This window comes from Pantoea alfalfae (assembly GCF_019880205.1).
Classification (GTDB): Bacteria; Pseudomonadota; Gammaproteobacteria; order Enterobacterales; family Enterobacteriaceae; genus Pantoea; species Pantoea alfalfae.
Window position 1 is genome coordinate 2,059,568 of the sequence record NZ_CP082292.1, and the last position, 21,243, is coordinate 2,080,810.

The window sequence follows — 21,243 nt, forward strand, 5'->3', positions numbered from 1 at the left end:
TTAACCCTTATGGCAGACAGCATCCAGGCGAACAATATCCTCATTGACGCGGCCGGTTATTTGATAATTAACAAAGCATGTTTTGTTGCCCTTATATTCCCAGTTTACCTTTAAGGTTCCAGAGTCATGCGGTACACGTGCATATAATTGCCCACCCTGGCCCACAATACCTATCACGGTATTATCAGCATCACGGACCTCAGTGCCCATTGGCGGGATTTCATGATCTTCATTTTTGAGCGCGATTAAGACGGCCTTACCCTGCAGCGTGGCAAAATTAATTCGGGTAACGGAACCGGCATAGGGCACAACGCGCTGGCTTCCGCCGCTTAATTCGGCATCAGCATTCATATAGCGTGTATCAAGGCTGACGGTGTTGGCCTGATATGGCGTCAGCGACGGCAGAATAGCGTAACCAAAATGATCAATGACGGCACCCTGACCATTGCGTACGCTGGCGCCCTGGGCACCCTCCGCATGGATAAGCGCAAAAGTGTCGCTGGTATAAGGTCCGGCGGTGACGCCGCCGCGATGAATCAGCAACGTACCAGAAAGCCCTAATCCAGCCTGGCGATAATTATCCCCCTGACCATAATTCGCTCTGACCGCACCTGCGCGCGTATTCTGCTGAATATTTCCGCCGAACGAGACACGGTGGCCGGTGTTACTTTGCGTATTTTCGGTTCCGCCATACAGGGACCAGGATCGCTGATTATTCTCGCCAGATGAACCGGTCAGTGAGAGAGTCGAATTGCGCGTTTCTTTAGACTGGTTGTAGTTATAGGCCACTGAGGTAGTGTGATTGCCCCAGTTCAGCGGAACCGAGACATTCAGTGAAACGGTATTTTCGGTATATTTCTCGCGGTATGAGTTATTACCCTCGTCAAGGTTCAGCCCGAAACGATCGTAATTCCAGGTAGTACGCTGACGGGCAACGTTGAGACTGTAACTGATGTTATTCCAGCTGTTGCTGTAACCTGACTGAAGCTGAGTAATACGTGACCGGTTATTATAGTAATCCGCCGTGCTGCCGCTCAGGCTGATTAAGCCATAATCGGCCATAGACTGACTCAGGGTCACAGAAAAATTATTACGCTGATGCAGCGTATCTGAATAGTAACTGACGCCATTGTCCTGCTGGCGCCGAACGCCCAGCACATCCTGCAGATCGCGATAACCGCTGGTTGAGTAACGATAGGCGGCCAGGACCAGGTTGGTGCCGGTAGCAAAAGTTTTGCTGTAGCTCAGCTCGGCGCGCCATCCCGAAGCATTTCTGTTCTGTGCGACCTTTGCATCAGAAAAGGTGGTGTTTAATCCCACTGCGCCCGCCGCCGAGGTCCAGACACCGCCAAGCAGCCAGGCCTGATAGTCCTGAGCAAGCCGCGCTCCTGCCGTAGCGGTCAGTCGGTTACTGATACCGCGCAGCAACAGCCCTTCGAAGAAGGTGTTATTAACTGAGTAGAATTGCCGTACCCGACCCAATGCAACCGAGTAATGCCAGTTTCCCGGCCTGACCGAATCAGGCACGGAGGCATAAGGAACGGTAAACGAGGACGTTTTGCCATTGGCTTCAATAATCTCAACATCGAGATCGCCCTGGCTTCGGGTATTGTACAAATCGTTGATAACAAAGGGACCAGGCGCAACGCTGGTCTCATAAATAACGCGATTCAGCTGCCTGACGATAACCCGGGCACTGGAGGAGGCCACACCGCGAATTTCGGGCGCATAACCACGCCGGCTTTGCGGACGCATCCTTTCATCGGTAGTGAGCTTAATACCATTATAAGAAAGGCTGCCAAACTGCGAACTTTCTGTATAACTGTCGCCCAGTGTCAGCAGACTGTTCAGCGGTTCAATGGGGCGCTGAAGCCAGGTTCTGACCGTTGTGTAGCGAACATCGCTGCCGGTAACGTTATTGTCGATAAACCGCAGATTGCCCTGATGGCGCAGCTGCCAGTTATCAATATTCGTGCCCGCCGTGATGCCACTCCAGAGATACTGGTATCTGTAACCAGAAGCGGTATTTTCCGTCCAGCTATAATTGGTGTTATGCCGGATGAAAAGGGCAGAGATCCCTTTGTCCCATTCGGTGACGGGAATATTTCCCCTGGGCAGATGAATTAATTCCGCATCCGGAATAGTGAATTGCAGCCGCAATGAAGCCTGATCAAATTGCCAGCGGGCCGCTGATGACCAGTAACGCAAGGGCTGACAGTCCTCGCTGGCTGAGGATTTATTCAGTGACTTGAGGCTTAATGATTCAGCCACCGTCAGCGGGAGACAAGGTTCTATCGGCTGACCTTTCTCTGCTGATAGAAAGTTCAGGGTGACGCCGCTTTTAACCAGCTTATTGTTAACATAGATATCGACATAATAGTTGCCGGGGGCGATAGTCTGATGGTTAAACTGATCAATATTCTGGCCAAAGGCGGAACCTTTAAACAGTGAAGGATCGAAATAGTACTCATCAGCGTGTCCATACGTTGAAAAAGTAAATGATGCACAGAGAGGAAAAAAAAAGATGCGGATATTACCTGCCTGCAATCGGATAGTCTTCACTGACTTTAGCTCCCTGGTCATTCATTGCTGAAAGAGAAATCACGCTATTAGCTGATAAAGAGTGCGTTGCCGGTTTACACCTGACGATTTTTTTGGAAAAGGGCGCAATCATGTCGGCTTTGCAGGCTGTTTTTTTTCCTGCTGTTTTTATTGCAACTTCTGTAAGTGAGAGATACCAGGGTTGAGTGTTGTTGATTTCAACCCCCTCTTTTTGCATTGTTACTTTTACACTGTCGAAAACATTAACCGGCTGACCAATCACTTTAGGACGATAAAAGAGTTTCATGCGGTTACGTAACATTAAAACAATACTGTTACGACCTGATTCCGCCTGAATATTCCCAGGGGGGATCTGCAGAGAGTTGAACCAGTAAATCGTTTCGCGATCCTGTGGTAATGAGACCTTTGGCAGAAATCGGATTCTTAAAACCTGACCGGTCAGAGGCTGGATCCGAAACAGTGGTGGCGTGATAATAAAAGGCACGTCACTCTTATCGCCAGGTTGCGAATCCATATTGCCATTATCAAGCCAGGCCTGAATGACATAAGGCATATTATAGTTGTTCTTTAACTGAACATCGACGGAGAGAGCATCGCCCGGATAAATAATTCGGCTGCCAAGAATAGTGACGCTTGCCTGGACGTTATCCGAAATAAACGTCATCAAAAAAAACAGTATTACCATTTTTAATGGGAACAGCATAATGCGCGAATACATGTCGGATATCTCAAGCGTGGCGTGCGTATCTGGCTATCCGGATACGCACGAAAAATATTACTGGTACGTCACGGCATATTGCAGTGATGCGGTAACGGTACCCGCCGTTGGCGTCCCTGATGCGTAATAACGGGCAGAGTAGGTGGCAGAGCCAGAAGTTTCACCGGTCTGCAATGTCAGATCACCGCTGCCGGTATAACCGCTGGTCAGATTAACCACTGCATCTTTCGGATCTAGGATTTGTACCTCAACATTTTTTGCGGTTCCGGTGTTAGATAAATTACCGGCAGCGCTAACGTTATTCCCCACAAACACCGTCGAGATTTTGGTGGCCGAGGTACTGTCCCCGGCGCAGCCGCTAACGCCCACGGTGAAGGTGGTATCCCCCGCAGTTGCACCAGAGGCAGCAAGGTCCGAAGTACTGACCGTTGGAAGCAGCACGACAGGGGATGCATTGTTGCCATTTACGGAAACAGAACAGGTTTCAGTAGTAACTTCTCCCTGAAAATTGATGGTGTTATCTGAAGCTGCAAACACGCTGGCTGACACCAGTCCGGCACTGATTAACACAGCAAAATTAAGCGTTCTGAGTTTGGTGTTCATTAATACTCCTTTATCATAATTATGCGGAAAATAACTGATTGAGGCTGATGCCCATTTTCCGGCGAATGGCATCTTTGATGTTATAAACACGCTTGACTTCAACTCCCATTTCTCTGGCAATAATCGGCAGTGAAAGTCCGTTCATCGCCAGATCAAGGAACCGAACTTCATCCTGTTTAAGTGCATTCACTTTTTTCCTGACTTCGCCTTTTAAACCGAAATAACAGCCCTGGATTTGCCCGTTTATCTCCTCCAGGGACAGGTCGGCATAAATCACAGTTTGTATACGCAGGTCCTCTTTTTGCCAGTAAGCCGCAAGCGGCTCCATATGGCGATCACTGACGATAATCAGCATTAATCCGGTATGTTTTAAATACTCAATCCAGTTGCTATTGGTAAAGTACCTGACATTTTCCCTGGAGAAGTCAACGAATACACATCCTCTGCAAAAGAGGCTCTCATATTTTCCAGCGACCATGCTGAGTATGGATGAAGAGAAAAAATGATTCCCTCCAGGCCAGGTGGTAATTTTTTGCAACGGACATCTGTTATAAATGTCTGATGCGCGATGGGTGAGATCACAGCCATATTTACAACTGGCGCAGCGAATTTCCTCTCTGGTTATCTTTATCATAATATTTTGGCGTTGTTGCGAGAGTTGTGATTATTTTATCGATAAAAATCTCCGCCTTTCAAGGCGATGAAAATTATCCGCTATTTTCTTTATTCGGATTTTTCTTAAGGAGCCACCTCCACGGGCGGGAGTAATATTTGTTGAAAATTCGGGAAAAAAAGGGCGACGACGTCTTCAGCAGTGCTGAGAGACCAGGATTTTTTTACGTCCGTTAGGAATATTTCGCAAATAACGCCACTTTGATCAATAAAAATTCCGCACTCAATGCTAAATGTGAGCGAATTTTGTTCAGTGGCCGATTTTGTCTATAACGGCCACTATGATGGCATTGATAAATGATTTTTTACTGGCTCTATCAGGACTTACTCCCTTTTTCATTGAAACGAGCTGCATTTTAAATGGGTTTAATAAAAAAATTAGCGACGATATTTATCGTTCACATCCCATTTAATTAAGAATACTCCTGGTAACAAATATGTTAATTGACGCACTTGCTATAAATATTGATCTAAATCAGTTATTTAGCGCATGAAAACATCACTCTTTTTGGCAGTGTCATTAAAAGAAAAGAGATCTATATTTATTTCTTTCCCGGGCGTTATCATTCAGAATTTGTATGCGAAGAATCATCTTTGCTGTGCGAAATTTACGTTTCTCTTTTTTGTCAGATTATACAAGATAGTTATTGGATGACGGGACAGAGCAGGGACGTTACGTCTCATTTTGCGTGTCGCCGATAGTACTGAAAACAACCGGATGTCACTGACTCTTATTTTCAAGGCTCAGGGCAAAAGCATCACTGCGCCACGGTGACTGCCTTGCAATCGAAACGCGAATAGCCAGTATGAGTCCGGCTGACCAGACAGCCAGCAGAAAGCTGACTCAGGCTTTCTTGCTTATTACAGGATTAACCTGGCAAGGAACGGAGTGAAGAAAGCGTAGTTACACGTGGACGCGTTTACGACAACTTAGTGGTTTGCACGGCAGACTATGAGGATGAACATAAAGCGGTGATGTATAGACGCCTCTACAGCATTTTTGTGGCCGACAGCCCTGATGAATGCGCTAATTTTCACGTAGCGACGTCACTGCTTAAGTTGTGCAAAGCACCTGAGCAGAGAAACGGTCAGAATACGCAGCAGTGCATTCAGCCAGCCGCAAAGGGCGAAGCTGTCATCGCATCGTCCGACTGCACATTTTCGACATCAGATTTGTTGGTAAGAGGATAGCGTGTAGCGTCACTGAAGAAGCTGTCCCGCAGGGAAAGCCATGCTGAATAAGTAGCATCACATTATTTCAGTTTCGGAACAGAGTAAGCGACAGTAACAAGGCCAGGCAGACATTGTGATCGTTTCTGACAGATTTTGCTGTAAAGAGGAAAACCGTCAGGATCAGCCCAAAATGGTGAGCAGACCATACAACAGAGCATCACGCTTCCGGCCATAATGAGTATGCGCATAATGTATATTATGTTAAATGATAGAGATTATTGCAGGCTTAACTGCGGGTCCGATGTTCCCTGCTTTGCTTCAACCCTGAATCATTAGGTTCATTCTGTCCCTGAGGGTCTGTAAATCGCGATTGGCAAGCGTGCCATTTCACTGTTCTGAAATCGCACCGCCACTGCCACCTTACCTGTCGGGCCTGAACACATTGATTGTTTTCTTTCTGCACCGAAAGCAACCACAATTCCGGAGGTCGCACAGCTATCCATCAATCATAAGTCAGTGTGAATTGCGTCGCGGCGTTCGCATCCCCTGGCTTTACGTTTTTCACGTCAGTTGAAACATAATCAGCCCAGAAATCCAGGGTGGCATCTCCGTTTGCATCGATCACGGCAGACGGCGTATCCCCACCCATCGGGATACGATGATGCTGGCTGTCCAGAATCTCAATCGCCACACCGGAAGCGGCATTCTCATCGCTGCTATCAATGGCCAGTAACGTATTGTCATTGGTATCTTTAGTGCCGGTGAACGTCAGTTTTGCATTGTCGGCACTACAGCCGGTCAGATGAAGACTAAACGGCACCGGTTTGGTTGTCTGCCCCGTTTTAACCAGCTGCTTAGTCTGCCATTCGCCGAGGTCAACGGGTTTATTGACATCGCCCGGATCGACCGTACAACCGACCGCGACGACGGTTGCTGTAAGGCGAATATTAATTTGTGCCAGCGCATCGGCTGCCACCGACTGCGAGGTATAAAAAAGTATCGCTGCACCACCGGCCATCAGGATGATTTTTGGCAAAATAGTGCGACCTGACTGATTCATAGCCATTATCTTCCCGCCTTAATCAAAATCGACCCGAAGATAGCCTTCGGAGGTAAATCTGCCTTCCGCTGGCTTATTGCCGGTAATGCTGACGGGCCAGGCCGTAATGGGAACGGTTGCAGAGGCATTGCCATCAAGCTGAAAAGGGATTTTACTCTCCGCATTATTGGGAATTAAGGGTTTACTGTCTTTATCGGCCAGAACGAAACCGAGATCCGGGTTATCCGAGACAATCGCATTGCTGGCGACATTGTTCGCCTCAAGCCTTAAGGAGAGCATGGCTTGCGCATCAATATTTTTACATGAAATACCAATATTGCGGGTCTGCGGATTTACACCGGCGGGTTTATTGCCCGCGCCTGCAGCGGCAAACGCAGAGGCACCAATATTACCAAAATCAATCGTAATGATTTTATCTGGCGAAAATTCACAATTTTGCGGAATGGTAATTTGTCCGCCAATAGTTACGCTGGCGATAGCCTCACCGCTGACCTGAATGCCCTGCTGCGTATTTAAGTAGGTCTGTAGCGCCAGAACGCTGAATTGTGAGAAGCCGATAAAAGGTTTTCGGATCCTTAACGAGATCTTTCCGCTGTTGCCGGTTCCCCAGCCACTGCTCATCTGGCTCCGGTTCATCGGTAATTTATTTGACACATCATAAAAAGGCACCTGTGGAAACGTTTGACTGTTCCCGCCTACAAAAACCTGAAACGATGCATCAAGATAGTCGTTGAGTTTATACCACTGCGTGTCGCCGATTTTTTCTGAGGGCTGAAGCGGACTGACCGCTGTCGCATAGGCTTCGGCTGTAAAAGGATAAGGGGGTTCATCACAATGGCCGGTATACGATCCCTGCCCCTGAAAATCTTCCGCATCGGTAATAATAGCCCCCGCTTTATCCTTATCTTTATCTGAAATATCCTTCTGGATATTATCAATTACAAAATTGTGCGTTCCACCCTGTGCGGTGCAGTGGTAACTGTAGCCAAAGGCAGGCGCGCTGCCTGCCAGTAATGATAAATATAAAAGCACTGAAGCAGACAGTGCTGACTTTCTGTGCATTAGTCCCGGCAATAGAGTCATTTATTATTTTTCACCATAGCAATACAGTTAAGTGTCATACGCGCGACAGGTAATTTTTCACTTTCTGCAGGCAGCTCATAAGGAATCATGCAACTATCCGACGAGCCGCTTCCCCATATCACAGAAAGCGTGCCTTTAGGTTTAATCCCTGTCATATAGACGTCGCCAGTGTCACCAACAATACTGGTCGCACCGGTGATTTTATCGGTCACTGAAGCCCCAAAGGGAACGGGACGACCGTTGTGCATCAGACTGAAAATTGCGCGTAATCCGACATGGGCAGTGTACTCCGCCCGCACGATCGCGCCTTCCGTTGGCACCACTTCGCGGACGGTATCGTCAAGATCGGTGTGCATATCCAGGCTTTTTACATCCAGCGCGACCCGGTTACTGCGATAAACCGAGGCATACGGCATGACCGCATAGCCCCGCCAGTCAGTACTGATGCCGGTTTCATTCTCGACATGCACACCTTTAGCACCCGGCGCTTTGATCAGGACATTGGTATCCCCAAGTGGCTCACTGAACGTGATGCCGTTGGCATGGGCGATGATCCCGCCTGAAACGTCCCAGTTCATCGCGTGGTTGCCATTACTGTAACTGTAACCCCCGCTCGCTCTGGCATCTGACCCGTCCCAGCTGACGTTCATATTACCGCTGTCGCCATTTCGGTTACTGTGTCCCTGCATGATGCTATAGCTGAGGTTATTGCCCTGCAGCAATGTGCCGGTCACCCCCGTCTGCATCTGGGTAACCCCATCCTGATCGCGGTTAGCCTGGGCCGTCGCATACATACTGTTGAGTGCTTCATGCTCGGCCATGTCATGGCCCAGCCAGCGTCCGAATGGAATCGAGATGTTCAGCGAGATAAGCCGGTCGGTTTGCGGCATCCCCTTGCTGCGGCTGAGCGCATAGGAGAGATTGTAATTAATGCCGTGCCAGCCGCTGGAGAAACCAGCCTGATACCATTCATCGCTGCCGCTGCTATTCCAGTAGTCCTGATGTGTGGCGGTTAGACTTAGCGAGCCCCAGTCGCTGATCTGCTGGGCAACGCTCAGCTGAAAGCGCCCTTTTTTGCTGTTCATAAGATTGTGGTAACTGACGGGTTCAAGCTGCGGACCGCGCCCGTCCCCCCTATCTTTCCATTCATTCTGATATCCGTTCATCGCTTCCCATGCGGTTTCACCCAGCGTGTAGAAGCCGCGCGTTGAGTAGCGATAACCCAGCAGTTGAAATGTGGTGCCGGTATGATTCAGCGATTTAGCATAAAGAAACCGGACAGACTGGCCATTATGCGTACTGCCATCCGCCAGTTCACTGCGGGCAGCGGTGATATCAACAGAGACTGCACCCCAGTCACCGAGATTGCGTCCCAGCCCCGTGAGAACCGAGAGGTAATTTCTGGCAATCTGGCTCCCGCCATACAGCGTTGTGCCATTGCTGAGACCTCTGGCAAGCGTGCCCTGAGCAAATAAAGGATCCTCCTTACCTGCCAGACCGCTCCGATAACGACCTGCAACCAGATCATATTTTGTTCGCCCCTCGCGCTGCAGCAGCGGCACGGTAGAATATGGCACAACAAATTTTTGCACTGCACCGGCATCGTTTTTAATCGTAACGTCCAGGTCACCGCTGGATGATGTGGCATTCAAATCCGTAATTTCAAATGCACCGGACTGCACAATATTCTGGTAAATCACATAACCATTTTGCCGCACCGTAATCTGCGAGCGCCCTGATGCAATGCCACGAATCACCGGCGCATAGCCCTGTTGACTGTTTGGGTACATCGCATCTGAGGAGTAGAGCCGTACGCCGCGAAATCCCAGGCTATCGTAGATATCACCTGAGCTGCTGCTGTCTCCCAGAACCAGTTCACTTTTAAACGGAATGATGGTGCGTTCCGCAAAGGTGGAGATATTCTGCCACTGGCTTTGATGATAGCCATCAGCATAATCGGAGTGGTTCCAGGCACCGTTATTTCTGAGCCGCCATGCTCCGATATTCAGACCACTGGTAAGGTTCAGATAATAGCTATTGTTTCTGTCACCTTTACTGCCGGTGAGCGTGTAATTCAGCAGCGCCGCATTGATACCTTCGTCCCACTCCTCTGGCGGAATATAGCCTTGCGCACTGTTTCTCAGCGCAGCCTGAGGAAAGGTCAGCATCAGGCGCTGGGAGGCAAAATCATAATATGAGGCGGCACCCGGAAAGCTTTTCGCGAGATCGATGCACTGATCCTGATTATCCGTCGCCTTTAACGCCGTCAGATTTTCAGTATGAACGCCCAGCCGTTTCATCCATGCTACAGTCACGCAGGGTTGCAATCCTGTCCCGTCCTGTTTCACCGCTTCAGATGCAGGGCTGACCTGAGGCTGAGAAGCAACGGCAACAAAGCGCATCGGACTGGTGGTCACAAACTCATCGTTGCGCCAGATATCAACACGATAAACGCCGGGAAGTTGTCCTGAACCGTTTTCGAAGCGAGAGAGATCGGCAACTTCATTGCCATCTTTCGTCAGAAAGGCCGGGTTAAACCAGTCCTGAGCCTGAGCCGAACCGGATAGCGCGACAAACAGGGCAAGAGCTGAATACCGAAAAGAGGGCATCTTCTCCTGAACCGGCCTGCTAAATACCGAGTGGCGCATTATCGTGTCCCTGAGCGTTTAAAAAAGATGAAATCGTGGCAAGCGATTAATGCGTGCCGCTGGTTTGTGGCGCGGTGATAGCACCATAATCATTTATGGTCTGGTAATGAACGCTTCCTGAGACGCCTCGTGGTAATGAAAGCGCGAGCTGACCAAACGGGGCAACCATGCTGTTTTCAAGCTTCTTATTTCCCACGCTGATATTGACCAGCGATTGATAATAGGGCGTTGGATTATTAATGGTGAGCTGCCCTTCTCTTTCCTGAAACCCGATTTTTTTCGCCGATTCCACTTCGCTAATCGGTAAGCCATCCGGCCGCATAAAAAGCTTCATTCTTGACAAAACCGCCAGTTGCAGGGTATTCCCCCCGCTCATCGCCTCTTTATTAACCGCCGGAATCGCTTTTACGTTCATCCAGTAAACTTTTTCACGATCTTTGGGCAGGGCCGCGCCGGTATAAACAATACGCAGATTGTTTTCACTTTTTGGTGCCGCGGCAAACAGCGGTGGCGTGACGATAAAATCATTTACCCGCTGCCCTTTTTCATCCTCCACCCATGCCTGAATAAGATAGCGCTCATGACTGTCGCTATTGGTGACTGATAGCGATGTCTGATGGTCACTTTCCGGGTAAATAATACGGGTGGCCCCTGGCGCAATACCGCCAGCATGAGCCGTATTTACTACACAGGCAGCCAGCATGGCCGCAGAGATTAATGATTTTTTCAGCATGATTACTTGACCTGATTAAGGGATTCAGATTAGGGGTACGCGATATTCAGACGAACTTCACTGTGCAGCTCTTCAGGATGAACACGTACAGAAGAGGCGAGATAACGTGCGATAAAATGGATCTCCGTATCCTTTCCACTCGCCTGACGTAGCACCACGGGTGCCCCATCCGGTTTAATCTGTTTCCCTTGTGGGCCAGAGATTAATAATCCTACATGACTATCTTCACTACTCTGGCTGACGTTTTCCGTACTCTCATCATCGGACAAAACCTGAAAGAGGTTCGGCATTTGCGGGTTCGCCCTTCCTGAAAAGGAAATATTTACGCCGCTGCTGATTTCACTTTTGCAGTCAGCTAAGTGAACCGTAAAGGGCCGCGCCGCGGTGGTAATATCACCAGGCTGCTTAAATCCGTGCAACGTAAACTGACCCATATCAACGTGCATATCCACATTATCTGAGGTGACTACGCAGGCCCCGGCAATAACCTTGCCGTGAATATGTAATTTCCCACTTGTTATTTCAGCAACGTCATTTTTCATAGCGCCATATCCGGCGAAAGAAGTCAGCAATAAGCCAACAGACAAAGTGATAAAATCAGAACGCATCATCAATTCAGCCTCTAAGAAATGCCCATTCGGCCCGTTCAACAACCGGACGAAATGGGCACAGAACTTAGTTGTACTGCATGATGAAATTCGCGTCAGCGTTCGCATCACCCGCGGTTGCTACGCCGGTTGACTTATATTGCGCAGCAAATTTAAGGATATTTTCGCCATTAATCAGTGTGGTTTTATCAGTGAAGGTAGAACCATCCAGTTTCACCACGGCAGAACTGTTATCCAGAATCTGAATACCGATGTTGGTAGCAGTTCCGCTGTTAGACGATGAAAGGTCCTGGTCTACTGCCAGGAGTGTTGGATCTGTCGCATCTGCACGGCCAGAGAAAGCAACCGCTGCGGTAGTCACTACAGAGGTATCGCAGTCTTCCAGTTTAATCTGGAAGGGTACAATCGAGCCAAGCACGCCAGCACTTTTGAAATGGTGAGTGGTGTATTCGCCCAGTTTAACTTCCTGGTCGCTGGTGTCGGTGCTTACTGAGCAAGGTGCAGCAACAAGCTTACCTTTGAAATGGACCGTGCCGCCATTAACAGTAATTGGAGTAGTCTCAGCATGGACTACACCTGCAAATAAAGCGACTGCTGTGCTCATGGCGACAGCCAGTTTTTTCATTTTATATCCCTTGATTAAAGTTTCTGTAACTACACAACATAACTTCACGCTTCTCCCGGTTATTCCGCCCCGTGAGAGTCATGAGTGCCCTGCTTCTGCGCCTTATTTAAGTCGCAGAGAAAGATCAAGTATTACGCTGTTGTTCATTAAACGGACTCTTTCAAAAATGAATCTAAAAATCTGTTTAATCTGCACGAAACAGTTACGCCATACAGCATCAGCATCTTCTTAAATACATTTAACCTAATCAAACCGGCGAGCTATCCCTTTTCACGCAACAGGGAAGTCACGATTTAAATAATTCTATTCTGATAGCCTGATGGTCCAGAGTATAAGGCCGGCGTTTAAAGATAACAATCATCACCCCTTAACTCCGTTTAAAGATGACGAGCAAAAAAAACAGAAAATTTAAATACAGCAATCGCCACAGGCTAATTAATAGCCAGTCCGGGTTTATTATAAAACAGCAGGTTAGATAAACATGCATGCCAGATGAATGCTAATGTTATGAATATAAATTTTAAAAAAAACAAAAGCCCGAAATTAATTTAACCAGATATTTACCCATCTCGTTTCTGAAGGGTTTAACTTCTTAAACCAGATGTAAACACAAGCCATTGACAATCCAAGAAATTCACAACCACTTCAAATCAAAAATAAGAATCATTACCACAACCAGAAAGTTACACAGAAAGATAAATAGCCAGAAAAGGACACTGTTTCATTATTAATTTAAACCTGACATGTACGGGTTGCCGGAGCAGCGTTGATAATTATCAAATCGGGTAAGGCAGATGAACCCGGGAACAGCTCAGGTTAAGAGCAGCAGAATTATGTGGGCGCTGAACGCGAGGCATCATGACGAAACAGGAGGATGGGGATTTTGCCGGTTAATCGCAGAGCGCATCAACGGTGAACATCCGGAACAGAACAGATGCCGGCAGGATATCCTTTGTCCTGCCGGCAGCTTATGGTGATGTTATTCGCTGTCGGCTAGTGCCCCGCCTGAACAGAGGCTTTGTTGATCGCATCCTGCAGCATCGATTCCATCGCGCCTCCCGGGAAAATCGTCACTGTATCTGCGGTCGCACCTGACAGAGGCATCACAACGATTCCTGGCGTACCCTGAAAGCCTGTATTTTTCGCCAGAATATCCGTGCGGGACAGTGTGTCGAGCATATCGTTATTTTTTAACTTACCGGCACCGGCTGCAGAAGCGGCTTGAGTGACATCCTTTTGTGTCAGCGCGCCCTCAATATGACCACTGGCAAATAGCGCATTGTGATACTTCATATAGGCATCACCGCCTCTTTGCTGCCAGATTCGTAAACCGGTTTCAGCCGCCTGGAAAGACGGTTTCCAGCGATAGCCAAAAATGGGCCACTCTCTAAAGATAAAGCGTACCTGGGGATTCGCTTTCATCAGTGACTGAATAACGGGGGCCTGACGGGCACAGACGCTGCACTGATAGTCGAAGAATTCTATAACCGCGACTTTAGCGTTCTCAGGCCCAATAGCAGGCACCGTTTTATCATTCAGCAATTCATCCTGATGTTTAATTGCCGCAGTGGTCATCGCTTTCATCTGCTCGTCATACTGAATTTTCTGCAGTTTCTGATCCACTTCAACCAGTAATTCCGGATGCTTCAGCAGCCAGGCTTGTGCTATCTCGCCAATACGGGCTTCCTGTTCAGGTGTAAACAGCGGTTCGTCGGCGGCAGCTTGAGTCCGGGCAGGCTTTTGCGAGGTGTTTTCGTCTGTGGCCTGCTGCTCTGAGGTTACTGCCGGATGTGGCTCACTCATTTCTGCCCCGGAAGATGAATCAGCTGTCGGTTTTGTAGCCGGTGACGGTTGATTACTGTCCGATTGGGGCTGAACCGGTGCAGAAATCTCAGCCTGCTGCGTTGCCGGCGCTGAACCGGATGCAGCTTCTGGCACCGTTGCGACGGATTGCTGCTCTGATATTGCCGGGCTGGATGAAGTTGTCGCTACAGAACCAGCCGGTTGCTGCGATGCAGCAGCGGTTGTTGTCGCGGCTGGTGCTTCAGTACTGGCTGGCGATAGCGGGCTCGTCTCCGGTTGCGAAACCGCTGCTGCTGCAGGTGCAGGCTGGGTATTCACCGGGCTATTTAAGGCGGGATCGGCAGTCGATGACTCCGTCGCCATTGCCGTTGAAACATCAGTAGCGCCTGCCAGTAACACAAGGGCCAGCGCCAGTTTACGCATTCTCATTGCTTGTCGTCCTGAATAGGGTTGTTTATGTGGTATGGCGATAGCCATCGTCCTGATGCCTTCTGATAATGATTACCGGCATTGCCAGGAAGGGATTCTCTGCGCTGCCATGCCGGATCAGGACAGCAGGAGTAATAAAAAAGAGCGGCGCTACTCTGGGTGCAGCGCCGCTCTGGCTATTTTCATTAGTGAAGCCTGTAACTTATTGACTCACGTCATATAAAGACAATTCATACCCGTTAACGCCCTGCTTTCAGGACAGAATTGAGAAGTGGTTTAACATGAACTTTTATTCTGGTAAGCAATGCCTGCACTGAAGCAGATCTGAGGTTTATATTTGATATTTGTATGATGTAACTAAAAAAGTGTGTCTTTTCTCAGAAATTTCACATTTCCTGTGGCTGAATATCTCTTTGCCCTCAGGCGCATTACTCTTTCTGAACTGTCACCCGACTTCAACCAATCAATAAAGGAAACATTGATGAAAACTTCATATGCTTTGATCGCAACATTACTGATGACCTCTGGCGCATCCGCTATCGCAGCTCAGCCTGCTACCGCTAAAAATCCACTGAGCGTGCACGTTCTTAATCTGCAAACCGGCCAGCCAACAGCCGGTATTGAAGTTGAACTGGATCAGAAGCAGCAGGATAACTGGGTGAAACTGGCGTCAGGCGTCACCGATAACAATGGTCGCATCAGCGCCCTGTTCCCGCAGGACAAAACGGCCAGCGCGGGCAGCTACCGTGTCGTGTTTAAAACCGGTGACTTTTATAAAAAAACCAATCAGAAAACCTTCTTCCCGGAGATCCCGGTTGAGTTCAACATGGACGCCAGCGGTGAGCACTACCATATCCCGTTACTGCTGAGCCCGTTTGGTTACTCAACCTATCGCGGCAACTAATCTGCCCAATCCGGCACTCAGGTGCCGGATCCTCACTCTTCTGCAACCCGCGCCGGAAAGCACGCCACCAGCCAGTCGATACCCCCCCCGTAACCGTTGCTTCACGTGCCGGTTTTGCGGATAAACCCGATGAAACGAATAACCCGCTGGACGCCAGTCGCGCAGGATCTCCACCATGTCACCCTGCCGCAAAATTGATGACAGCGAATAGCTGAACGTCTTAATGAACCCTGCCCAGCCAGTCCCGCGGCCAGATGCCCGTTACTCTCATTGAGGCCAATACGATGCGCTCTGGTGATCTTAACTTTCACTCCCTGACGTTCGAACCGTAACGAAGCTTCCGCGACAAACTCCCGGTTCAGCCAGACCTGCACAGTACAGCCTGGCTGAACCATTAACGTATCAGTCCCTGCTTCAGAACCCGCAGGGATTGCTGCAATCTACCCGTTACCCGGTACGTAGTCATAAAATGTCACGTTGCATTAACCCCGGTCTCTCCAATCCCCCGCTATAGTTATTGCCTGTCACGTCAGTCATAAAACCATGGAGATAACATGAGCCAACTTTTTTCCACTGTCTCGCTGGGCGAACTTACGCTGGATAACCGCATTGTGATTGCGCCGATGTGCCAGTACTCCGCTGAAGCAGGCAATGCCACCGCCTGGCATCGTATCCATCTTGGCCAGCTGGCCTTTTCCGGCGCAGGTTTGATGATTATTGAAGCCACCGCCGTAGAGGATATTGGCCGTATCTCTCCCGGCGATTTGGGCTTGTGGAATGATGACAATGAAGCTGCGCTGAAAACGGTGCTGGAAGATGTGCGCCGCTACTCCTCTATTCCGGTGGGCATTCAGCTCGGCCATGCGGGCCGCAAAGCGTCGTGTGCCGTACCCTGGGAAGGCGGTAAGCAGATTGCACCTGAAGCCGGCGGCTGGCAAACCGTGGCACCGTCCGCACTGAGCTACAGCGCGGATGAAGTGAAGCCGGTTGCCATGAGCACTGACGATCTGGCGCGGGTAAAACAGGCCTTTGTCGATAGCGCCCGACGCGCGGTGCGTCTGGATATTGAGCTGATCGAAGTCCATGCCGCACACGGCTATCTGCTGCATCAGTTCCTGTCGCCGCTGTCGAATCAGCGCAGTGATGAATATGGCGGCTCGCTGGAAAACCGTATGCGCTTCCCACTGGAGGTGTTCAAAGCCGTCCGTGAAGCCGTACCCGCGTCCGTGCCGGTAGGCGTGCGTATTTCTGCTACGGACTGGGTCGAAGGCGGCTGGGAAATCGAGCAGTCGATCGCCTTTTCACGTGAGCTGGAAGCGCTGAACTGCGCCTATATCCACGTCTCAAGTGGGGGTCTGTCGGAAGATCAGAAAATCAGCGTGGGGCCTAACTACCAGGTGCCGTTCTCACGCGATATCCGTGAACAGGTGTCGATTCCGGTGATTGCGGTTGGCCTGATTACTGAACCGCAGCAGGCGGAAGGTGTGCTTCAACAGGGCGATGCCGATCTGGTCGCACTGGCGCGCGGTATTCTCTACGATCCACGCTGGCCGTGGCACGCTGCGGCTGTGCTGGAAGGCAAAGTCCAGGTTCCGCCGCAATATCTGCGTTCTGAGCCACATGATGTTAAAGGCATTCTGACGCAGGATCAGTAAGCTTTACGGGCAGAACACATAGACGTTGCTCTGCCCGCTTTCTTATAAGATACCTTTGAGTCGCAGATGCTGCAGCAGCATGATGGTTTTAGCATCCACAATCCTGCCCTGATCGATGGCCTGTAACGCCTGATCAAAATCGAGAGCCAGCACCTCGATATCCTCACCCTCTTCCGCAATTCCGCCGCCTTCGCCGCTGCGGTGCTGATCGTCATACTCAGCAATAAAGAAATAGAGCTTCTCCGTCACCGAGCCGGGGCTCATAAAGGCTTCAAACACCTTCTGAACATGGCTGACGCGAAAACCCGTCTCCTCTTCCGCTTCGGCAACAATACGCGCTTCGGGCGAGGCGTTATCCAGCAGACCGGCGGCCGCTTCAATCAGAAAGCCATCATGTCCATTCAGGAAAACCGGAAAGCGAAACTGACGGGTCAGCACCACCGTACGTTTGTCACGGTTGTAGAGCAGGATCACTGCGCCGTTACCGCGGTCATAGGCTTCACGGCTCTGCTCCTGCCAGCGGCCGTCACGGCGCAGCAGCGAGAAGGTATATTTCTTCAGGGTATACCAGTTATCTGACAGCAACTGCTCATTGATGATGCGCACGCGGGGATGGTTCTGCTGCATGATGCTCTCCAGTATAGTAGACAGCTATCACGCTATCATGCAAAATCGTGCAACTTCAAGAAAAAACATGCAAAGGCCAGTCATGCTATCCCGCCAGCGAAAACAGACGATTCTTGCCCTGCTCGCCCAGGAAAAACAGGTGCAATCGCGCGACCTCAGCCAGCGCTTTGGCCTCTCCGAAGACTCTATCCGCCGCGACCTGCGTGAACTGGCGGCTGAAGGCTTATTGCAGCGGGTGCATGGCGGTGCCCTGCCGGTTTCCGCTGCGCTGGCCACCTTTGAAACGCGCAAAAGCGTGCAGACCGCCTCAAAGCAGGTTATCGCGCAGAAGGCAATCTCGCTGATCCAGCCGGGACAGATTGTGCTGATTGATGGCGGGACCACCAGCGCGGAACTGGTGCGACAGTTACCCGCAGCGCTGAGCTTTACCGCCATCACCCACAGTCCCAGCGTGGCGCTGGCATTAGCCGATCATCCACTGGTGGAGATCATTATGGTTGGCGGGCAGCTCTATAAGCATTCAGTGGTGACGGTGGGCGCATCAATGCTGGAATCGATCAACCGCATTAATGCCGATCTCTTTTTTATGGGCGTGACCGGTGTGCATCCGGCGGCCGGGCTGACCACCGGCAATTACGAAGAGGCGACGGTGAAGCGTGCGCTGGCAGGACGTGCAGCAGAAACCGTGGTGCTGGCATCAGCCGAAAAGCTGAATTCCGCCTCCGCCTTTGCCATTGGCGATCTGTCACTGGCCAGCACGCTGATTGTAGAAACGCAGCCGGACGACGCGCTGCAACTGGCGCTGAGCCAGCAGGGTGTGACGATCATCTGAGTTCGTAGCAGGCGTGCAGCGCAAGATGCGGGCCTGTCAGCGGTCGCCGTGCCGCGGGAAACTGCAGGGCAACCGGCGTCATTGAGCTTTGCGCCAAAGCCACAGCAATGGCTCCCTGCTGATACGCCTGCTCGGCGGCTGCCGCAATCAGTGCAAAGTATCGTGTTGTGTCCCCCGCTTTAAACGCCGCCCACGCGCCCTCCACCAGCGCAATCTCTGTCTGGCTGCCCCGCTGGCAGAAGAGCGTCCGCGTCGCCGCCAGTGTTGATTCTGCCGCACAGAGCGCGACTGTCCGCCCTGCCTGCCGCTGCAGCGCCTCCGCTAACATCCCGTCGGTGCGCATAACCCGATCCTGCGCGCTGAAATCACCGGCAACCGGCCCCAGCGTCGAGCAGGTGATCAGCACCGCATCGAACTGCGGCAGCAGCGTTTCAATCATTTGGGCAATACGGCGGCGTAATCCAGTTGTCATCCCGCCGCTGCATTCCGCTTCTGCCAGCAGCGCAGGCATTACCAGATGATTCAGCGGCGACGTCTCATATGCCAGTGCGCTGGCGGCATCATCAAATATTGCGATATTACTGGCCGCGGTGTGAAAGCAAAGAATGTTCAGGGTGAGCTCCGTTACACGTCAGATTGCGGATTGCCAGGCTGCATGCTGGATAACAACACGATAACCATCCTTGTCGCTAAATGTCACGCCCCGTTGATCCCAGTAAGGATTAAATGCAGGAACCCGCAGAAATCCTGCCTCATCCATACAGGCACATCGGGCCTGCCAGTCAGGCCGTTGCGGAATGTAGAGCACCAGCAGGTCCTCATCCGTTGGCGATGGCCGGACGGGATGCGTGTGACAGAGCGTGAATTCGAGATGCCAGCCCAGCCCTTCAGCGCCCAGCATCACGCCACTGAACCCCTGATGATCAGTAAACTCACCGATTTCTTGCAACCCCAGCCCGTGGCAATAGCTCTGACTGCTTTGCGTCAGGTCTGTCACCGGTCGGGCAATACGCAGATGCTGGATAATCATGGTTCTCTCCCTGTAAAATTCCCTGATATTTATCACAATCTTCAGAGCTACCCGTGACGCCGGATGCGCAGCAACTTTCCATGTCCATAAATTGAAGGCATAAAAAAACCGCTTTAGCGGATTTGGGAGGGAGCTGACAGTCAACCCGCGTTTACTTCGCGTAATGCGTGTCATACCGCACGGCTGAAGACTCGCCTGCCCGTTTTTTTGCAAGCGGATGTGAACAGCCGTCAGTCTGAACCCGCGACATGAATGGTCCTGCATCCGCGGTGTCCCCGCGGTTAGCACCTTATGCGCTGTTATCGGTAAATCATGCTTACCGCTCACAGCGTTAAACGCATTCCCGCCGCTGTCATCTACACTTTCCCGGTATTCATATGGTGATGCCCTGAGCATTGCCCGGCTATAAAAGGATGACAATATGACTGAACAAGCAACCCAGAACCACGCCTGGTTACTGGCTTCACGCCCTCACGGTGAGCCGACCAAAGAGAATTTCCGCCATGTGGCCCAGCCCGTCCCGGAAATCAAAGAGGGTGAACTGCTGCTGAAGACCATCTATCTCTCGCTTGACCCCTACATGCGTGGCCGGATGGACGAGGGTAAATCCTACGCCGCGCCGGCAGAGCTGGATCAGCCGATGGTGGGCGGCACCGTCTGTCAGGTCGTCGAATCGAAAAACAGCGAGTTTAAAACCGGTGACTGGGTGCTGGCGCAGAGCGGCTGGCAGGAATATGCCGTCTCCGATGGCAAAGAGATTGCGAAGCTGGGCAACGATCTGCCACATCCGTCATGGGCGCTGGGCATTCTCGGGATGCCAGGCTTTACCGCCTATATGGGCCTGATGGATATCGGTCAGCCAAAAGCGGGTGAAACCCTCGTCGTTGCCGCCGCAACCGGTCCGGTAGGCGCAACAGTTGGTCAGTTGGGTAAACAGAAAGGCTGCCGTGTCGTCGGTGTGGCGGGCGGTGAAGAGAAATGCCGTTTCGCGGTCGATACGCTGGGCTTTGATGCCTGCCTCGATCACCACAGTGCCGACTTTGAAGAGCAGCTGAAAAATGCCTGCCCGGATGGCATCGATATCTACTTCGAAAACGTCGGCGGCAAAGTGTTTGATGCCGTGTTCCCGCTGCTGAACACCGCTGCGCGCGTGCCGGTCTGTGGTCTGGTCTCGGCTTACAGCCAGCGTGAGCTGCCGGAAGGCCCGGACAGAACCTCACTGATCATGGCGGGCATTCTGAAGCGCCGCATCCGTATGCAGGGCTTTATCATCTTCCAGGATTACGGTGACCGTTATCCGGAGTTCCTGGAGGCGATGCGTCCGCTGGTGGAGAGCAAAAAAATCCACTATCGCGAGCACATGATTGAAGGGTTAGAGAACGCGCCACAGGCGTTTATCGATATGCTGAATGGCAAAAACTTCGGTAAAACCGTGGTGAACGTCGGCGCCTGATGACGTTAGCGTGCCACGTCATTGA

Annotated in this window: 19 protein-coding genes and 1 pseudogene; 5 read left to right on the forward strand and 15 right to left on the reverse strand. The window is 50.9% G+C overall.

All coding sequences use genetic code 11. The features are described 5' to 3' along the window. The 11 genes from K6R05_RS09565 to K6R05_RS09615 all read right to left on the reverse strand — a co-directional run bounded on the left by K6R05_RS09565 (position 1) and on the right by K6R05_RS09615 (position 14,288). Positions 1-2,583, reverse strand: a complete 2,583-nt coding sequence (locus K6R05_RS09565; protein ID WP_374206928.1) for a fimbrial outer membrane usher protein — start codon at positions 2,581-2,583, stop codon at positions 1-3. Next, positions 2,534-3,280 (reverse strand): fimbria/pilus periplasmic chaperone, encoded by a 747-nt coding sequence (locus tag K6R05_RS09570; RefSeq protein ID WP_222924028.1) that lies wholly within the window; start codon positions 3,278-3,280, stop codon positions 2,534-2,536. The genes K6R05_RS09565 and K6R05_RS09570 overlap by 50 nt, the downstream gene beginning before the upstream one ends. Positions 3,281-3,337: 57 nt before the next feature. Beyond that, a complete protein-coding gene (locus tag K6R05_RS09575; RefSeq protein WP_161734756.1) occupies positions 3,338-3,883 on the reverse strand; it encodes a fimbrial protein in 546 nt (181 codons plus the stop codon). Positions 3,884-3,902: 19 nt separating this feature from the next. Continuing rightward, positions 3,903-4,517 (reverse strand): LuxR family transcriptional regulator, encoded by a 615-nt coding sequence (locus K6R05_RS22115; RefSeq protein ID WP_497825291.1) that lies wholly within the window; start codon positions 4,515-4,517, stop codon positions 3,903-3,905. 1,713 nt (positions 4,518-6,230) lie between these two features. Beyond that, complete coding sequence (locus K6R05_RS09585) at positions 6,231-6,794, reverse strand: fimbrial protein (RefSeq protein WP_222924029.1); 564 nt, start codon at positions 6,792-6,794, stop codon at positions 6,231-6,233. 12 nt (positions 6,795-6,806) lie between these two features. Then, positions 6,807-7,871, reverse strand: coding sequence for a fimbrial protein (locus K6R05_RS09590; RefSeq protein WP_161734750.1), 1,065 nt, complete (start codon positions 7,869-7,871; stop codon positions 6,807-6,809). Next, positions 7,868-10,480 carry an outer membrane usher protein FimD gene (gene fimD, locus K6R05_RS09595; RefSeq protein WP_161734747.1) on the reverse strand — a complete coding sequence of 871 codons (2,613 nt, stop codon included), beginning with the start codon at positions 10,478-10,480 and terminating at the stop codon, positions 7,868-7,870. The genes K6R05_RS09590 and fimD overlap by 4 nt, the downstream gene beginning before the upstream one ends. 85 nt (positions 10,481-10,565) lie before the next feature. Continuing rightward, a complete protein-coding gene (locus K6R05_RS09600) occupies positions 10,566-11,252 on the reverse strand; it encodes a fimbria/pilus periplasmic chaperone (RefSeq protein ID WP_161734744.1) in 687 nt (228 codons plus the stop codon). Between the two features lie 29 nt (positions 11,253-11,281). Beyond that, entirely contained in the window at positions 11,282-11,863 is a 582-nt protein-coding gene (locus tag K6R05_RS09605) for a fimbrial protein (RefSeq protein ID WP_222924030.1), read from the reverse strand. Between the two features lie 64 nt (positions 11,864-11,927). Continuing rightward, positions 11,928-12,485: a type 1 fimbrial major subunit FimA gene (gene fimA / locus K6R05_RS09610; protein ID WP_222924031.1), complete on the reverse strand. Its 558-nt coding sequence runs from the start codon at positions 12,483-12,485 to the stop codon at positions 11,928-11,930. Positions 12,486-13,478: 993 nt separating this feature from the next. Continuing rightward, on the reverse strand, positions 13,479-14,288 hold the full coding sequence (locus K6R05_RS09615; RefSeq protein ID WP_222924032.1) for a DsbA family protein: 810 nt from the start codon (positions 14,286-14,288) through the stop codon (positions 13,479-13,481). 77 nt (positions 14,289-14,365) lie between these two features. Between K6R05_RS09615 and K6R05_RS09620 the strand changes: the two genes are divergently transcribed. Together K6R05_RS09620 and uraH are read left to right on the forward strand one after the other, a co-directional pair. Then, the gene (locus K6R05_RS09620) at positions 14,366-14,671 is read left to right on the forward strand and encodes a hypothetical protein (protein ID WP_222924033.1); all 306 of its coding nucleotides are present in this window, start codon (positions 14,366-14,368) and stop codon (positions 14,669-14,671) included. 527 nt (positions 14,672-15,198) lie between these two features. Further along, the gene (gene uraH / locus K6R05_RS09625; RefSeq protein ID WP_222924034.1) at positions 15,199-15,621 is read left to right on the forward strand and encodes a hydroxyisourate hydrolase; all 423 of its coding nucleotides are present in this window, start codon (positions 15,199-15,201) and stop codon (positions 15,619-15,621) included. Between the two features lie 32 nt (positions 15,622-15,653). Here the strand turns inward: uraH and K6R05_RS22120 are convergent. Continuing rightward, a pseudogene (locus tag K6R05_RS22120) lies at positions 15,654-15,953 on the reverse strand (type 2 periplasmic-binding domain-containing protein); the annotation flags it as partial. A gap of 222 nt (positions 15,954-16,175) precedes the next feature. Here K6R05_RS22120 and K6R05_RS09630 point away from each other — a divergent pair. After that, complete coding sequence (locus K6R05_RS09630) at positions 16,176-17,276, forward strand: NADH:flavin oxidoreductase/NADH oxidase (RefSeq protein WP_161734727.1); 1,101 nt, start codon at positions 16,176-16,178, stop codon at positions 17,274-17,276. Between the two features lie 42 nt (positions 17,277-17,318). Here K6R05_RS09630 and K6R05_RS09635 read toward each other — a convergent pair whose 3' ends face one another. Further along, complete coding sequence (locus K6R05_RS09635) at positions 17,319-17,903, reverse strand: NUDIX domain-containing protein (RefSeq protein ID WP_161734724.1); 585 nt, start codon at positions 17,901-17,903, stop codon at positions 17,319-17,321. Between the two features lie 82 nt (positions 17,904-17,985). Here K6R05_RS09635 and K6R05_RS09640 point away from each other — a divergent pair, with 82 nt between their 5' ends. Further along, on the forward strand, positions 17,986-18,735 hold the full coding sequence (locus K6R05_RS09640; RefSeq protein ID WP_222925478.1) for a DeoR/GlpR family DNA-binding transcription regulator: 750 nt from the start codon (positions 17,986-17,988) through the stop codon (positions 18,733-18,735). Here K6R05_RS09640 and K6R05_RS09645 read toward each other — a convergent pair. Together K6R05_RS09645 and K6R05_RS09650 are read right to left on the reverse strand one after the other, a co-directional pair. Next, positions 18,728-19,207: a glutamate racemase gene (locus tag K6R05_RS09645; protein ID WP_237566716.1), complete on the reverse strand. Its 480-nt coding sequence runs from the start codon at positions 19,205-19,207 to the stop codon at positions 18,728-18,730. The two genes, K6R05_RS09640 and K6R05_RS09645, sit on opposite strands and share 8 nt — an antisense overlap. A gap of 159 nt (positions 19,208-19,366) precedes the next feature. Beyond that, a complete protein-coding gene (locus K6R05_RS09650; RefSeq protein ID WP_222924035.1) occupies positions 19,367-19,765 on the reverse strand; it encodes a VOC family protein in 399 nt (132 codons plus the stop codon). Between the two features lie 421 nt (positions 19,766-20,186). Here K6R05_RS09650 and curA point away from each other — a divergent pair, with 421 nt between their 5' ends. Further along, entirely contained in the window at positions 20,187-21,218 is a 1,032-nt protein-coding gene (curA, locus tag K6R05_RS09655) for an NADPH-dependent curcumin/dihydrocurcumin reductase (protein WP_161734715.1), read from the forward strand. The last annotated feature ends 25 nt before the right edge of the window (positions 21,219-21,243 follow it).

Coding starts and splice junctions, on each gene's coding strand:
- K6R05_RS09565 (WP_374206928.1), bottom strand. CDS start 2,583: ATGACCAGGGAGCTAAAGTCAGTGAAGACTATCCGATTGCAGGCAGGT.
- K6R05_RS09570 (WP_222924028.1), bottom strand. CDS start 3,280: ATGTATTCGCGCATTATGCTGTTCCCATTAAAAATGGTAATACTGTTT.
- K6R05_RS09575 (WP_161734756.1), bottom strand. CDS start 3,883: ATGAACACCAAACTCAGAACGCTTAATTTTGCTGTGTTAATCAGTGCC.
- K6R05_RS22115 (WP_497825291.1), bottom strand. CDS start 4,517: ATGATAAAGATAACCAGAGAGGAAATTCGCTGCGCCAGTTGTAAATAT.
- K6R05_RS09585 (WP_222924029.1), bottom strand. CDS start 6,794: ATGGCTATGAATCAGTCAGGTCGCACTATTTTGCCAAAAATCATCCTG.
- K6R05_RS09590 (WP_161734750.1), bottom strand. CDS start 7,871: ATGACTCTATTGCCGGGACTAATGCACAGAAAGTCAGCACTGTCTGCT.
- fimD (WP_161734747.1), bottom strand. CDS start 10,480: ATGCCCTCTTTTCGGTATTCAGCTCTTGCCCTGTTTGTCGCGCTATCC.
- K6R05_RS09600 (WP_161734744.1), bottom strand. CDS start 11,252: ATGCTGAAAAAATCATTAATCTCTGCGGCCATGCTGGCTGCCTGTGTA.
- K6R05_RS09605 (WP_222924030.1), bottom strand. CDS start 11,863: ATGATGCGTTCTGATTTTATCACTTTGTCTGTTGGCTTATTGCTGACT.
- fimA (WP_222924031.1), bottom strand. CDS start 12,485: ATGAAAAAACTGGCTGTCGCCATGAGCACAGCAGTCGCTTTATTTGCA.
- K6R05_RS09615 (WP_222924032.1), bottom strand. CDS start 14,288: ATGAGTGAGCCACATCCGGCAGTAACCTCAGAGCAGCAGGCCACAGAC.
- uraH (WP_222924034.1), top strand. CDS start 15,199: ATGAAAACTTCATATGCTTTGATCGCAACATTACTGATGACCTCTGGC.
- K6R05_RS09630 (WP_161734727.1), top strand. CDS start 16,176: ATGAGCCAACTTTTTTCCACTGTCTCGCTGGGCGAACTTACGCTGGAT.
- K6R05_RS09635 (WP_161734724.1), bottom strand. CDS start 17,903: ATGCAGCAGAACCATCCCCGCGTGCGCATCATCAATGAGCAGTTGCTG.
- K6R05_RS09640 (WP_222925478.1), top strand. CDS start 17,986: ATGCTATCCCGCCAGCGAAAACAGACGATTCTTGCCCTGCTCGCCCAG.
- K6R05_RS09645 (WP_237566716.1), bottom strand. CDS start 19,207: ATGACAACTGGATTACGCCGCCGTATTGCCCAAATGATTGAAACGCTG.
- K6R05_RS09650 (WP_222924035.1), bottom strand. CDS start 19,765: ATGATTATCCAGCATCTGCGTATTGCCCGACCGGTGACAGACCTGACG.
- curA (WP_161734715.1), top strand. CDS start 20,187: ATGACTGAACAAGCAACCCAGAACCACGCCTGGTTACTGGCTTCACGC.